The sequence below is a fragment of the Marinoscillum sp. genome, from assembly GCF_040222955.1.
Lineage (GTDB): Bacteria > Bacteroidota > Bacteroidia > Cytophagales > Cyclobacteriaceae > Marinoscillum.
In genome coordinates, this window is record NZ_JAVKCA010000002.1 from 14416 (window position 1) to 30160 (window position 15745).

General features: G+C 45.7%; 10 protein-coding genes. 1 reads left to right on the forward strand and 9 read right to left on the reverse strand.

Annotation, left to right across the window (positions count from 1 at the left end):
- The first annotated feature begins 14 nt into the window (after window positions 1-14).
- Window positions 15-1187, forward strand: a complete 1173-nt coding sequence (gene uxuA, locus RIH33_RS00165; RefSeq protein WP_406651617.1) for a mannonate dehydratase — start codon at window positions 15-17, stop codon at window positions 1185-1187.
- Window positions 1188-1413: 226 nt separating this feature from the next.
- On the opposite strand, the gene RIH33_RS00170 is transcribed toward uxuA, so the two are convergent.
- The 9 genes from RIH33_RS00170 to RIH33_RS00210 all read right to left on the reverse strand — a co-directional run bounded on the left by RIH33_RS00170 (window position 1414) and on the right by RIH33_RS00210 (window position 15664).
- Window positions 1414-5955, reverse strand: a complete 4542-nt coding sequence (locus RIH33_RS00170) for a LamG-like jellyroll fold domain-containing protein (protein ID WP_406651618.1) — start codon at window positions 5953-5955, stop codon at window positions 1414-1416.
- A gap of 99 nt (window positions 5956-6054) precedes the next feature.
- A complete protein-coding gene (locus RIH33_RS00175) occupies window positions 6055-6801 on the reverse strand; it encodes a LytR/AlgR family response regulator transcription factor (protein ID WP_406651619.1) in 747 nt (248 codons plus the stop codon).
- Between the two features lie 57 nt (window positions 6802-6858).
- Window positions 6859-8961, reverse strand: a complete 2103-nt coding sequence (locus RIH33_RS00180; RefSeq protein WP_406651620.1) for a histidine kinase — start codon at window positions 8959-8961, stop codon at window positions 6859-6861.
- Window positions 8962-9260: 299 nt separating this feature from the next.
- Entirely contained in the window at window positions 9261-9635 is a 375-nt protein-coding gene (locus RIH33_RS00185) for a hypothetical protein (protein ID WP_406651621.1), read from the reverse strand.
- 231 nt (window positions 9636-9866) lie between these two features.
- A complete protein-coding gene (locus tag RIH33_RS00190) occupies window positions 9867-11018 on the reverse strand; it encodes a hypothetical protein (protein ID WP_406651622.1) in 1152 nt (383 codons plus the stop codon).
- A gap of 141 nt (window positions 11019-11159) precedes the next feature.
- The gene (locus tag RIH33_RS00195) at window positions 11160-12131 is read right to left on the reverse strand and encodes a DNA-processing protein DprA (protein ID WP_406651623.1); all 972 of its coding nucleotides are present in this window, start codon (window positions 12129-12131) and stop codon (window positions 11160-11162) included.
- Entirely contained in the window at window positions 12128-12928 is an 801-nt protein-coding gene (locus tag RIH33_RS00200) for a ComF family protein (protein ID WP_406651624.1), read from the reverse strand. Before RIH33_RS00200 ends, RIH33_RS00195 begins: the two co-directional genes overlap by 4 nt.
- A gap of 263 nt (window positions 12929-13191) precedes the next feature.
- Window positions 13192-14331: a glycerate kinase gene (locus RIH33_RS00205; RefSeq protein ID WP_406651625.1), complete on the reverse strand. Its 1140-nt coding sequence runs from the start codon at window positions 14329-14331 to the stop codon at window positions 13192-13194.
- A gap of 4 nt (window positions 14332-14335) precedes the next feature.
- Entirely contained in the window at window positions 14336-15664 is a 1329-nt protein-coding gene (locus RIH33_RS00210; protein WP_406651626.1) for a GntP family permease, read from the reverse strand.
- Window positions 15665-15745 lie beyond the last annotated feature (81 nt).

Genomic DNA, 15745 nt, shown 5'->3' on the forward strand with positions numbered 1-15745 from the left:
AAACCGAGAGAACTATGTATTTAATGGAGCAAACCATGCGCTGGTACGGGCCTAAAGATCCGGTAAGTTTGGCGGACATCAGGCAAGCCGGGTGTACCGGGGTGGTCACCGCACTGCACCAAATTCCTGTTGGAGAAATCTGGCCCATAGAAGAAATAGAAGTCAGGAAAAAGGAGATAGAGGCAGCCGGTATGACCTGGACGGTGATAGAAAGTCTGCCCGTACACGAAGACATCAAAAAGCAAAGTGGGGACTATCAGCAATACATCGAAAACTACAAAACCAGCTTACGCAATGTGGCTGCCTGTGGGCTGAAGGTGGTTACCTACAATTTCATGCCCATACTGGATTGGGTACGAACTAACCCCTTCCACACCCTCCCGAATGGCTCCAGTGCGCTTCGGTTTGAAAAAGCTGCTTTTATCGCCTTTGACCTGTTTCTACTGAAAAGACCAAACGCTGAAAAAGACTATACCGGAGAAGAAATACAATCCGCAGAGCTACGCCTGGCATCGATGAACGAAGCTGAAAAACGGACACTCTACAATAACTTACTACTAGGTCTGCCGGGGAGTGATGAAGCCTTCACCCCGGAGGCAGTGCTCTCAGCACTTGAAACCTATGCCCACATAGACGCACCCAGGCTCAAAGAACATCTGTTTCATTTCCTGAGGGAGGTGGTGCCAGTGGCCGAAGAAGTGGGTCTGAAAATGGCGATTCATCCGGATGACCCACCCTATTCCGTATTGGGACTGCCCCGAATAGTCAGCACTGAGCAGGACGCCCGGGAGCTCATCGATAGTGCACCCTCCCCTGCGAATGGCCTGTGCTTTTGCACCGGATCTTTCGGTGCACGGGCCGATAACGACCTGGTAGGAATGCTCCAACGCCTGGGCGATCATGTTCATTTCTTACATTTGAGAAATACCAAAAGAGATGCTGATGGCAACTTTGAAGAGGCCAACCATCTGGACGGAGATACAGACATGGTGGCCGTGGTGAAAGAAGTGGTTCACCTGATGAACCGCCGCCAGATCAGCCTGCCCATGAGGCCGGACCATGGGCACCAAATGCTGGATGACCTGAAGAAAACCACCTATCCGGGTTACTCAGCCATCGGTCGACTGAAAGGCCTGGCGGAGCTCAGAGGGGTGGAAAGGGCCTTGGTGCATGGGATTACGGTCTGACCTCTCATTTTAGACATAGGTTGTCTGATGGTAAATTAGTCCGTTGCCCAATATAACTCGAAATGCTCCCGGGATCAGTCATTAACCTGGCAGATCTGGGAGGGGGAAAGGGTAGTGGTGCCTTACGTGGGGATGATCGCAGACTCCCTTAAACCCAAAAAAACCGGCTCCCATAGGAAGCCGGTTGCTAATTGATGGGATGATCTGATCATCCGAATTAGCTGCCTTAGTTTTTCTTAATCAATCGGTAGACTTTGTGATCACCTCCCAAAACCCTGATCAAATAGGTGCCGTCACTGAGCTGAGAGACATCCGTGACCAGATTGGTAGAAGTCCTCATTTGAAGTTGGCCAGCCAAATCATAAAGCTCTACCACTTGCTCCTCACTGCTGCGCACTTCAAACGACTTTTGTGTTGGGTTGGGGAAAATGCGTACCGCAGTGTTCTCCAGCCCAAGCACCTGACCAATGACCAATGTGGCAGTAGCATTCCCTTCATAGTTCATTTCATCAATCACTACGACTACTTCATACTCCCCGATGGCCGAAGGAGCTGATTGGGCTCCATCATAGGTCACCACATAATTGAGCCCCGCAGGGTCAGTGGTAATGGTGGGCTCTTTGGCGGTACCATCCACCAGATGTGCCAAATCAGTGATTTGTACCGTGGCCTGAGCTTTATGGACGGTGAGCGTACCCTCTACATGCGTCATGGTATAGTTGGCTGCACTTCCCGTGGAAAGCGAGATAGGATAAGTGCCCACATCCGAAGCGCTGGTGGCCGTGGTACTGGCCCCTGGCACAGTACTCAGTACCGAAGCATCTTCGCCATTCACAAACCCGGCATAGGAAATCGTAAGATTGGGTATGGCTGAACCAAATGCGACTGATTGATCGTCAGCAGTGGCGATAAGCGCCGCTGGACTTATACTGAAGGTGATTTCCACGGAGGCACTTAAGAAATCATCATTACCCGCTTGCGTCACCTCAATCACCGCATCACCCACGCCAATGATGCTCACTGTGCCGGCTGAAACTGTGACCGGCCCACTGATGACCGCATAAGAAACATCAAGCCCTGATGAAGCCGATGCACTCAGTGCAAAGTCGGCCTCACCATAGACTCTATCATTCACAGCGGTGACTGTGATGGTCTGTGTTTGTTTGTAAGGGTTGACAGTCACAATGGCACTTGCCGAGGCACTGTTGTTATTGCCATCCAAAGCCGTGAGGGTTATTGTATTTTCACCCAAATGAGAGGCATCAAAAGTGCTGATGTCCAATGTCAATGTAATCTCTGAGCACTCATCTGAGGACCCATTGTCAATGTCTGCTGCGGTAATGGAAGCCGTATTATCCTCTCCAAGTCTGACAGAAATATCCTTCACCACCACCTCAGGTGGTGTGATGTCCTCAACAGTGATTGTCACTTCTGTGGTCATCTGTAGCTCACAAGTCGTACATTCCAAACCAGCCACCTCGGATATCCAATCTGTAGCTGCATCCATGTTTGTAAGGGCTCCATTGATGGCCGAAGGGGACAAATCGTTCACCACGGTTCCCTCGCCTTCATTCAGATCAAAAAATCCAGCAGAGGTCTCGATATTTTTCAGCCCACAGACGTCACTTTGCATGGCGATCGTATCCGCATCCAGGGCACTGTTCCAAAAGGCCACTTCATCCATTTGTCCACGGAAATATTCATTATTCAATGCCCCAATGGTCAGGTACTGCGAGTTGGCCAGGCTGGAACCAGCACCATTCAATGCTGAATTCTCCAATGCACCATCCACGTAGATCTTCCAACTACCTGTGGTCAGGTCAATGGTACCTGTGACGTAATGCCATACATCATCATTGACTGCCGTGGTAGAAGCGCCCGTACTCTTGTACCCACCGGAGGCATCCCGTCCATCCAAAACCACCTTACCATTGGCATTGATATACATCAGAAAACCTCTGTAACCATCATACTTACCTGCCAGGTAGTTGGTCGATCCTGAATAGTCAGTCTTCACCCAGATGCCGATGGTCATGGCTGTGATCATACCTCTGGCATCAGTGCCAGCATTGACGTAGCCACCCATCCCATCAAAATCCAATCCCGAACCCGCATTTCCGGCGTTCATTCCGGTCACATTGAAAGTGGTAGTTTGACTGAGGGCTCCGGTAGCAAAGCTCAAGGCTGTACCAGATCCAGCCAGAGGGCCATCCACTATGCTATTGTCGGCACTGTTCTTTAGATAATATTCAACCCCTTCTACCGAGCTACCGATTGAAATGGAAGCCCCTTCGGTATCTCCCGGACAGAGTCCTGAGACAGAACTGGTAACTGTTTCGTCGGCAATCTGAGAAGTAACCGTAACTGTAGCCTCTGCACTTGCACTGTTTCCAGCTTCGTCAGTGACGGTGAGTACCACGGTATTCGTTCCCAAATCGGCACATGAAAAGCTGGTCCGATCCAGGCTATAAGTCAGGGCAGATGTCTCTGAGCAGTTATCCGAAGATCCATTATCAATGAGATCGGCAGAAATAGCTACCAACCCGGAACTCCCAACCTGAGCCTCTATATGCTGAACCAACACTGTCGGAGCTACATCGTCACCCACAGTGATCTGGGTACTCATGATTTTATAACAATCAAAGGCACATGAAACTGCAGCATCATCCGTCTGCGCACCTCCATTTTTGAGCTGTGCGGGTGTACTGCTCACCAGATCAGTGTATATGGTGCCACTGACTGACTCCAGATCATAATACAATACCAAATTATCCTCCGCACCAGAGATGCATCGACCCATATCGTCCGAGACAGATCGGGCGGTACGCGCTGTGTCATACACCCGGATGTCATCCATCAATCCATCAAATGACTGGTAGCCCGGGAAGCCTGAGTTGTTCAGGTACCCAAAGGTTAACTCACTCCCAGCGCTTTTTACCGGGGGCAGCATGGCTCCACTTCCAACTTCCACACCATTCACCAACAACCTCACCGTAGCGCCATCGTAGGTCACGGCCAAATGGGCATATTCCCCGGAAGGCAAGGGGTTTGTACTGGTTCCAAAAGTGGAAAGCGTTCCACCGTTCCCACGATTGTGGAGCACGGTAAACACACCATTTTGGGTGTTTTGATAAACTTCTATGTCACTACCAGTGGCTCCACCAGCATAAAAAATGGTATTATAAGAATTGGAAATACCCCCGAGGCTTTCTTTGATCCACGCAGAAAAGGTATAGCCCGCAGCGTAGTTAAATGAACCGGGAGTTCCTACTGCCAGGTAATCCGCTGATGCCGGCAGAGACAACGCCTTGCCAGCGGAAGGCACTTCGGCATAAACCTGAAAAGTGGTGTTTTCACTCACTGCCCCGGTACTGAAAGAAAGCGCACTGCCTGTGCCATCGAAAGGTCCGTCAATCACACTGCTATCGGCACTGTTTCGCAAGGAATATTTCACACCGATCATTGATCCATCTGTAGTGATGGTGGTTCCGGCATTTTCGTTAGAGCCATCAAAGCAAACCGTAGTACTGGCAGCGGAAACCTCTACCTCAGGGATATAAGAGTTTACCGTCACTGTGAAGGTCGTCTGGTCAGTAAGTCCGCGTGCATCGTAAACATCCAGGGTGACTGTATTTACTCCCTGATCTGAGCAGGTAAAAGTCGTTTTGGACAACTCCATAGAAGTAATTCCGCAATTATCCGAGGATCCATTGTCCACCATATCTGATGTAATGACGGCCATCCCGGTGTTTTCATCTATGGTCACACTGATATCATTGGCAAGGGCAGTTGGTCCGTACTCATCTATGATCTCCATATAGCGGGTGGCAGCGGCGGTGCCGCCCTCATAAGTAGCCATAAGGGTCACTACCAACCCTCCTACATCCTCACAGGTAAAATCGGTTTTATCAAAGGTATAGGTGATCCCCTCGCACTGTGTAGTACCCGAACTCAGGCCATTTTCAGGAGTAAGGGTAAACTCTCCGGTTTCACTCAGGTAAACGGTACTAAATCCTACAGCCAAAGACGGCTCCACGGTAATTACCGCAGTGGCTGTGGCTGTGTTTCCAAACCCATCGTCGGCCGTAAGGGTGACCGTATTTTGTCCCAGATCATCACAAGTGAAAAGTGTTTTATCCAGAGATAAATTGCTAATTGGTGCTTCACAGCTATTGATTGATCCATTGTCTACCTGACTGGCATTGACGATCACGTTGCCGGAGGCATCCAGTTTCACGGTAATGTCTTTGGCCACTGCAGTGGCAGAACTGCTACTGGTACAGGTGCTTTGATAATGTACATCGTCAAGCAAAAAGCTAATGCTGCTTGAGTTATTACCCCGAAAGGCAATATTCCCGTTGAGCTGATTGCTACTAAAGTCAAAAGTGAAACTCTGAAAAGAAGGCTGACCATAATCAATGGCAAACACTTTGGTGAAAGTGGTTCCATCATAGATTCCCAGATCCATGGTCAACCCCCCATACGTTCGGGAAGTACCATTTCGGGCTTTGAAAGTGAGCACTCCTGTGGAGTTAACCGTATTGGGCAGTACCAGCATTTCACCCTGGTAGGCAAAGCTTGCACGTCCAGCATCGAAATTAAAACTATTGGGATTGCCAACCGGCGTCCAGCAATCTGGTGGTGTGGTACCACTCAGGTCTGTAAAATTTTCATTGACTACCCACACAGGAGTGGAGTCAGTACACTGAGCAAATCCTTCCAATGCGGAGATGAACAGGACAATAAGAGGCAGCAGTAATTTTTTCATAGCATTTTGTTTTGTTGGGTGACTAAAACAAATATGCCGGTTAGCTAAATGGGATTTTTACGTCAGTTTCCGAATGGCTCCTATGAGTTTCCGAAAGGTTTATCCCTGCATGACCTGAAAAAACTCGTCTTTCTTGTCTTTGGAAATCCCCACAAGCTTTTGATTGTCCATGATGATGTAGCCTCCGTCCTGGTTGACGTACTGCTTGATGTGCTTGAGGTTGATGACAAATGACCTGTGTGGACGATAAAACTCACGCACACCTTCCAGAATATCGGTGAAGAACTTCATGGGTTTACTCACTAATAGCTCTCCATCCCCGGTGGTAAATACCTTGGTGTACATTCGATCCGCCTCCATCATGATCACATCATCCAGCTCCACAAAAAGCACTCCATTGGATACAGGAAGGCCGATTTTACGGATGTTGCTGACCTTAAGCGTATTTCTCAACTCTTCTAGTCGTTCACTCACTTTGGACTGACCGATCTGCTGAATGGCCTTTTGTACGGCTGTCTCCAACTGATCATGCCGAAGGGGTTTGAGCAAATAATCGATGGCGTTGAGTTCGAAGGCTTTGATGGCATACTCTGAATAGGCTGTGGTAAAAATCACTTCAAAGTTGATTTGCTCTGGTGTGAAAAATTCAAGCAATTGGATGCCTGAGTACCCCGGCATTTCAATATCAAGAAACACAATGTCCGGTTGAAACTCGTTGATCAGGGCCACTCCCTTGGGCAGGTCCTCTGCAGTTTCTATGGCTGTAATCTGAGGGCAGTTTTCCTCCAGCAATAGCCTCAGCAGGCGTCTGGCTTTTTGTTCATCATCTATTATTACAGCCTTCATGTCTCAAATATACCTCTGTGAATATGGGCTTTTGGTCCTAACTTCCAAAATACGGCTTTAAACTTCCAAATCAACAATGGCCCCCTTCGGAACACTGATCATTACATGAGTACCCATGGCATTTCCGGCATCATCATACAGGTCTTCTATTCGCTCCACCACAGGCTTTTCACTGTTGTAGTTGATCAGCTCTATCCGGCTCTTGATAGCGTTCGTTGCAAAGGGTTGGTGCCGGGCATCACGACTTTGATTTCGCGCTGCGGAATTTACCCTACCCACACCATTGTCAATCACCTCACACCGCAGTACGGCCTCAGCCTCCAGATAGCTAAACCTGACAGTCAGCTTCCGATCAGTCTTTTTATGCAAAAGTCCATGCTTCAGGGCATTTTCCACATAGGGTTGTAGGAGTAAAGCAGGAAGTTTGATTTGATCATTGTCGGTACCTTCCTCCATGACTACTTCATAGGTCAGTGCATCTTCAAACCTGAGTTTTTCCAACTCCAGGTAAAGGTTAAGCGCCTCTACTTCTTCCGCCACGGAAATGACTCTTGCCTGACTATGGTTCAGGTAAATCCGCATCAGGTCCGCAAATTTTCCCAGGTATTTTCCTGCAAGCTTTTTCTCATTGAACATGATGTATTCCTGAATGGAGTTGAGCGCATTGAAAACAAAATGCGGATTCATTTGAGAACGCAATGCCTTCAGCTCTGAAGCGCGATACTGTTGCTCCACTACCAGCCGTTTCTTGGTTTCCTCCAGCTCCAGATCGGTGATGGCCTGCTGCTGCCTCAACTGACGCTGGCGATAGATCAATACTGCACCTCCGATGATCACTAATATCAGAATAATCAGTCCAGCTAGAAAGTACTCCTGCTTGGCCAGCTGTAGCTTTTGAATGGCTGCTTCTCTGGAGAGCAGCTCTATCTCTGATTGCTTGCTTTCGGTTTCATATTTGGTCTGCATTTCGGCCAATTGCCGGGATTTCTCAGCATCCAGGATGGTTTTACTCAACCTGGAATATTCCAACTGGGTTTCATAAGCCTTACCGGGCATATTCAATTGCTTATATGCCACTGCCATGTCCTGTAACACCTTATGATAGAGCTCTATCTGACCTGATTTTTTTCCGGCCTCCACGGCCAAAAGGCCATCCTGGATAGCTTCTCTGTACCTACCCAGCGCCAGGTAATTCGAGACGTTATTGACATACATAGAAGGTAAATACAATTCATAGCCAGATGATCTGGCCAGTTCAATGATCTTATTATTGGTAGTGATAGATTGTTCATGATCCCCCGCCAGGTTATACGCGTAGGAAATGCCCTGCAGTAGCAGTATCGCACTGTTTTGATCGCGAACAGACTCATTCACTTTGAGCCCCTGATTGAAATAGGCTACCGATTCCTCAAACTCACTGCTATCAGCCTTGAGGTAGCCCAGCCACTCCAGCACACTCATCTCCCGCAACTGATCGCCAATAACCCTTGTCAGATCCAGCAACTCCAGAAAATCGGAAGACTTCAGCTTATCCGGCTGGTGGTCATAGTATATCGTGGCCACATTCAGCTTGGCTGTAATGATCAGTGGCTTATCATCAATTTTTTCGGCAATTCTTAAGGCCTGAAAATAAGCATCCAGGGCTTTATCTATTTGTCCTTTGTGCTGATGAAGGATGCCAATACCAATATAGGAAGACCCTATATACAGGCTGTCGCCAACCTCCTGGGCAAGCAGGAGCCCTTTATGAAGGTAGAATGAGGAAGAATCCAGTAAACCAGCCGTTTGGAAATAAAAACCCAGTCTATTGAGGAGTTTCACGGATTCTGCGCTCAGGTTGTGCGTCAAACCAATCTGAGCGGCTCTCCGATAGTAGAAAATGGCACTGTCCAGATCTCCGGCGCAGTATTTCATTTTGCCCAATTGCTCCAATGCTTTCAATGCACCCCCTGGATAGCCTTCGAGGGAACCTTCTATTTCTCTATAATATACCAAAGTCAGACTGTCCTGATTACACACCGTGGTTTCCATGAGGGAAATCAAGCTATCAATTCTGGCGGTTGTGGAAGGGTCATTTGCATCGGCCCGTGCAGGGTAGGCAGCCTGGATCAACAGGCAAAAAAACAGGAATGTGAAAAGCAAGCGGCTGGTGTGACTCATGTGTCACAAATATGTCACTTATTTTGAATTTGAACCCATCCGCTCAAAAATTGGGGGGATGAGTATGGTTCAGGGGATATGTTACAATAACTGTGTCAGCTAGATATTAAGTTTAAGCCTATGTTGTTTTAAGTGTTCCGTCAACTGACGGGGCACTTGAAACCTCTAAATGAAATCCAGTGTCTCCCACTGGAAGACTTAAAAGAACGGGTACTCACGTTGGTATTTTGGGATTTGATAGATGACTTTATTGTCAGCGCTAAAAAGTTCGGATAGGGGTTTATTGTCTGTATTCTGTATCATCTTCTATTGTTTGCTACATATTCATCATAACTCATTGAATCTACATTACTCAGTGTGGATTCAATAAATTCAATTCCAGCAGATGTCAATGCACCCCCTTTGTAAAAAGGCCCCCATCCTTGAAATTTGATGAAAAGCTGATTGACAAAATGTGTGTTATTAAATACAATTTCATGACCTGCTTCAAAATGATTGGCAGTCATTATGATATTATCATATCGACCGTTTGGTTCTGAGTGGGTGAGCATAATTCCATGGAAATCTGCATCATCACCAATCTCTTCATCCCAAACGATAGCAGGATGGCGCAATGTGTCTGGGTGCCTTTTGTCAGCATTAACCCATATAATATCTCCTTTTGTAAATGCCATATCGTTTATTTCTCAAATTCCATTTTAGGTAAACTATCCACAATCTCTATGTTGTTTTAAGTGTTCCGTCAACTGACGGGGCACTTGAAACCTCTAAACGAAATCCAGTGTCTCCGACATGGAAATAATACCCCTCTTTTTCAATGCCGTGTCAGGAGACACTCGAACTCATTAGGAGTTTCAAGTCTCCCCCTGGAAGCCTTAAAAGAACGGGGGGTTCGCATATTCATTTTAGTGTTTGTTGTGCTCAGTTCTTTTTATCCAATTCGCAATTGTTTTAATATCAAAATGATCATCATTTGGAATTAAATACTCATACAGAAGAGGAGCCTCATCTTTGAGCTTATTAAACCAATAATTTACTTTTTCTAGATTTCCAGATTGGCTTTCAATTTTCCCTATTAAATAGTAGATCATGCCCTTTGATCTTATATCCATTTCATTACTAGATAAATCTATCAAAGCAGAATGGATTTTTTGACCGTTTTCTTCCTGTTTCAAATACTCCATAAAAAGCAAGAAGCCAGTATTTAAATAAGTCATTTCCTGCCCTAAGTTTATCAACTTAAAGTATAGGTGGGCTAAATCGTTCTTGTTCAAAGTCATGAAAAGAATTTGACCTCTTTCAGGTTTTCCTTTAGCAATTTTCTCCTGCTCTTCGTTGAATTGCCTCATCCTTTCTTCATGTTCCTCTCGCTCCTTCTTTCTCTTTTCTTCGAGTTCTTTTTGTTCTTTTTCTAATTCTTCCTTTTGTTGCTTGAGTTTCTCGTTAAGTTCATTTTTTTGAATTTTGGACTCATTTTTTAACTTCTCTAACATTTCTTCAAGATCATTCTTCGACTGACTAAATGTGTGATCAATTTTCTCTAGATCAACTGTACCTTTTTGCCTATTGAAAAAGGTAATCATGAAAAATGCCAAAAGACCTGTGATAACGGATATTAGAATACTCAAAAAAGAGCTTATAGTACCATTATGCTTTGGTTTTGCCGTTACACCTTTAGCGCGTGCTGAGAAACTTAAAGTTGCATTACCATTTTCATACGCAGTAATTGTAAACTTGAGCTGTTCGTCAGGGTTAAATAGAGGTATAGTTACCTTAAGAGAGCTCGAATCTGAACTGATATTTAATCCATTAACTCCATCAATATCAAATTTCTCAATGGTTGCATTTTTCAGTTCAGAATCGACAGAAATGTTTTCTATCTCCTTATCTCCAGTGTTTGTTAATACAACAATGTAAAATTTTGCTTGCCCATTATTCAATGGAAAATGATCTGACTCAACAATTTCATATGTCAACTCCGTTCTTTGAATCTGTATTTGCCAGAGAACAACACCTACAATAAGGGAGAAAATTGCTGGAATTACATATTGTTTCATGGTGAATCTATTGAGCACAACGCCTAGCTAAAATGAGTGTGCGCCCCAGTTGCTGGAACTACCAAAGTTTGATTTGTGTAAATACCTTCAAAAAGCTCAGTTCGCATATTCATTTTTAGCGTTTGTTAGATGGCGTTGATTTTATCCAAATATTTGAAGTTGTGTTGGACGTGTTGTTTTATTGGCAAAAGTTGAGTCCTTGAGTGTTCGGAGTACGTCACTTCCATCCCTGAATTCAATTCCACCAAGTTTTAAAAGATCATAATTTCCCTTTGGGGGTTCATTCAAAACAGTTGGACTGAGTACAAAAACGGGAATGTTCATTTCCATTGCTGATTTAGCTGCATCAAATGTTCCGCTCATTCGTCCTTTACTATCTCTTTCTGGCCCTGAAGCTATGACTATAACAGCTTCTGACATTCCACAGACAACCTTGTTTCTAGTCATTGCATTTCTAGCATTCCATCTTACATAAGGAAGAAATTGAGATATAAATAATGTGTTGCGTTCCCAATCATGCTCTCTGAATTCCTTCTTGATGCTTAAATTATTAATTCCTTCACTGAGGACTACAGATGTTGTTCCATCTTGTTCAAGTGCGCCTAAATGAGCATTTGTGTCGACTCCCTTCGCATAACCGGAAACAACATTATAACCGATGCTGGCAAGATTTCCGGCCAAACTCCTTGTAAGCATCAATGAAAATTCATCAATATTTCTTGATCCAACTATTGAAACATTACTTGAATTAAGTAGGGGTAAATATCCTTTGCAGAAAAGGACAGGAGGGGAATTAGATTTTAGCCTTTTCTTAATAGATGCAGGATATTTAGGATCATTCAATGGGATGATGTGAACTTCACTTGATTGAATCTTATTGTACGAGTCCAAAATTTCATCTTCGTCAAGATCAATAAAGCTCTCATACTTAACTCTTGCAAACTTCCCTTTGCCGAATTCTTTAAAGACTTGATAGAATCGATGTTGATCCATACCAAAGATATCCGAAACTTGAAGTGAATGTTCGTTTATTGCTCTGTAAAGAAGTAATAGGCTTTTTGCGCCAAGACCCTTCACATTAAGAAGTTTATACCATGCTAATTCATTTGTCATCTCTTACTCCTCGTTTTTGTTATGGTTACTACGTAAACCTTGTCAACATTACCAGAGTTTAACAAAATTCGAGTTGCTTCGGTTACGGTTGATCCTGATCTATAAAGATCGTCAAAAAGAAGGACACTTTTTTGTTTGTATTTGTCGCTTGCTACAGAAAAGGCGTCTTTAAGTAGTTCCTTCCTTTTGGTCGGATCCATTATTGATTTCAGTTGAGATGTTGATTTTGCTTTCCTCAAATAGTCTAAATCTAGTGGTATTCCTAGTTTGTGACTTATGTGATGAGCAATTTCGTAAACAGGTTGAAAAGCTCGATCTAAATCTGATGGAGGCATTGGAATAATTACATCTATTTTCCAAGAAGCGTTCTTTTCTCTTATAAGATCACATGTTGGTATAGCTATGATTTCAGCTCTGTATTTTTCCCGCCAATATTTGAGTCTATATAGTTCTTCACCAATTGGCGGACGCATTGTATGCCAACTCAAAACGTTTCCTTCACTATCAGTTTCAGCGGGTTCGCTTTTGGTCGTATGAAAATCCATAGAAAAACCACCACTCCAAATGCCGGGAATTTCAAGGCCATAGCAATTTACGTCTCCGTTCTTGGTAATTACATATTCATCATGATATTGAACCACTTTAAATGAAGCTTTATGTTTCCAATCGGGAGTCGAAATGTCTTTGTTTATGTTAACCTTGACGGGGAGGGGTTCACAGTAATAATATTGACCAACAGTATAAAGTTTTATCGATTCTCGACCCAGCAGATTGTCTTTGAACTCTTGTATAGTCATTTCGTTTTGCAGTTATGCCATCTAACCGAATATCAACCACCAATGGCTGATACCCGACTGTAACGTTACCAAATGTAGTAGATTTCCAATCTCAAACAAACCATTGTCAGCTATACAGGCATGCTCCTTCCGGCACCCACCGAACAGACCGGGTTCAATAAGTAAGGGATCAAACTCAGAACGGTTGAATAACTACATTTAGCTTTTTCACCATGACTTGGATGGACGCTCAACCCCCTCCTGATATTAAAACGCTCCTTTATCTATTGTTGCATCCGCCCATTAATCGCAAGCAAACGCCCAATCTGCTCGCCTACACGGATCAGGTTTTCCCGGGTCTGTTTCATCGCCGATTCTATATCGGTAGGGCCATTGCCGATGGGCAGAAGTACCTGAAAGTACTGTTTCATCTCCACCGGAATGTTTACCGGCACTTTACCCGCCAGCCCGATAACCGGAATCCCTGCCGATTTTGCTCTCACAGCCACACCCATAGGGCCCTTGCCTCTGAGGGTTTGTTCGTCCAGGCTCCCCTCGCCTGTGATCACCAGACCAGCTCTTTTTATCGATTCATCAAAAGCGGTGATGCGTATAAATTCATCTATGCCATTCACCAGACTGGCGCCCAAAAAAGCATGAAGTCCGGCAGAAATTCCACCGGCCGCTCCCCCATGGGGTACGTCCATTTCCAGACCATGTTCCTTCAAAGCCACCGCCCTCAATCTGGCAAGGGATTCTTCCAACATCAGCACTTCATCGGGCGACGCACCTTTTTGTGGGCCGAAAACCGCTGCTGCACCCTCCTCTCCAAGCAGTGGATTGTCCACATCGCAAAGAAGGACAAACTCACAGTCGGTAATGCGCTGGTCTACGTCGTTGATCTCAATATGGGCCAGATCCACAAGGGTTTCAGCAGTCGTCAGGGGATCATTCTCCCTATCCAGAAACTGTACACCCAGCGCCCGCAAAATACCCATACCACCATCCACTGTGGCTGATCCTCCCAGGGTCAGAATGATCTTCTTTGCTCCGGCATCAAGAGCCGCCATTATCAGCTCTCCGGTGCCATAGGAAGATGCCTCCAATGGGTTGAGTTCATCGGACTTAAGCAATCGGAGGCCCGAAGCATTGGCCATTTCAATAACCGCAGTATGACCATTTTCAACCAACCCAAATGAGGCCTTGATTTTTCTTCCAAGTGGGTCGTGTACCTGTACCTCCATCATTTCACCGGCACATTTACTAACAATGAGGTCACCCGTGCCATCACCCCCGTCGGCTATGGGAGAGCACTCGGTGGTGCATTCAAGTTTGCTGTTGATGAGGCCTGTCTCTATGGCACTGGCTACCTCTCCGGCAGACAGGCTGTTTTTAAAAGCATTGGGAGCAATGAGTATGTGCATATTCCTATAAGAGAATTATGGATAAAAGATACACCATGATAAACGAAGTAAGCCCCATAAGAATTGTAGCTACAGAGTAAACCCGCAGCATCTCCTTCATACCGACTCCCGAAAACTTGCTGATCACCCAGAAATAAGAATCATTGGCATGTGAGATCATGATCGACCCTGCTCCCATGGAAAGCACACAAAGCAAATAGCCCATTTCGGTCGTGATACCGAGGTTGGGTAAAAGCGGCTGCACAATGGACGCGGAAGTAATTACGGCTACTGTAGAGGATCCCTGGGCGGTCTTTAATAAGAAAGCCAACAAAAATGGAAAAAGGATTCCTAGGCCTTCCAGCGGAATCGCCTGATTCACATATTCGCCAATATTGATCGCCACCAGCACCGCTCCGAATGCGGCACCGGCACCAATAATTACCAGTATGCCACCAGACTTCTGGACCGCATCCTGCATGAGATGAGACACAGTGTCCTTTTGCCAGCCCCGTTTGGTATTGAAAGCCAACAACACGCCTACGGCAAGTGCAATAACCGGATCTCCAATGGTCACAAATATGGAAATGAACCAGTTCTGATCCGGTGCATCCAGCACAATAAACGATCGGATGGCGATAAGAAGGATAGGCACGATGATGGGTAAAAATGCCCTGATCACGGAATGATCGGGTAAAGCTGACTCCTGCTCCTCCTCGTCTGTCAGGATCACCGGGTTCTTCTTGCCGGCAAATGTGGCCCACCAGAAACCTACCAAACTGGTAGGAATGGCCACGACGATACCAGCCATGATCAACTGACCAAAATCCACTCCGATGATCTCTGCCGCTGCTGCCGCTCCCGGATGCGGAGGGATCATACAGTGAATGGCATATAGTCCGGCCGCCAACGAAACCGCCATGGTCGCTATAGGTACTTTGGTTTTTCGGGCCAGTGAATTATTCAGCCCGTCCAACACGATAAATCCAGAATCGCAAAAAATGAGCGTTCCCACTGAAAAACCAGTGAGGTTCATGGCCAGCGCTGCTCGTTTCTCGCTCACCAGCTTCCTGATAAACCCGGCCATCACACGTGTGCTGCCGGTATGCTCCAGTATCACCCCGAGGGTAATCCCCAGCACGATCACAAGCCCTAGTGACTTCAGGATATTTCCAAATCCGTTTTTGACATGTATGAGCACCTCACTCACGGGCATGCCCACACCGATTCCCACCACAAACCCCGCAATGATTAAGGCAAAAAATGGATGCACCTGAAATCGGGTGGTGAGCAAAACAATCACTGCTATGCCCCCCAGGAGCCATAGAAACACTAAGAAAAAATTACTGATCATACAGGGAATTTACAGTGTGCTACGGCTCTCTCCAAAAGGTTGGCAGCCAAAACCCTGAAATTCCCTGATCAGAAGAGTAGG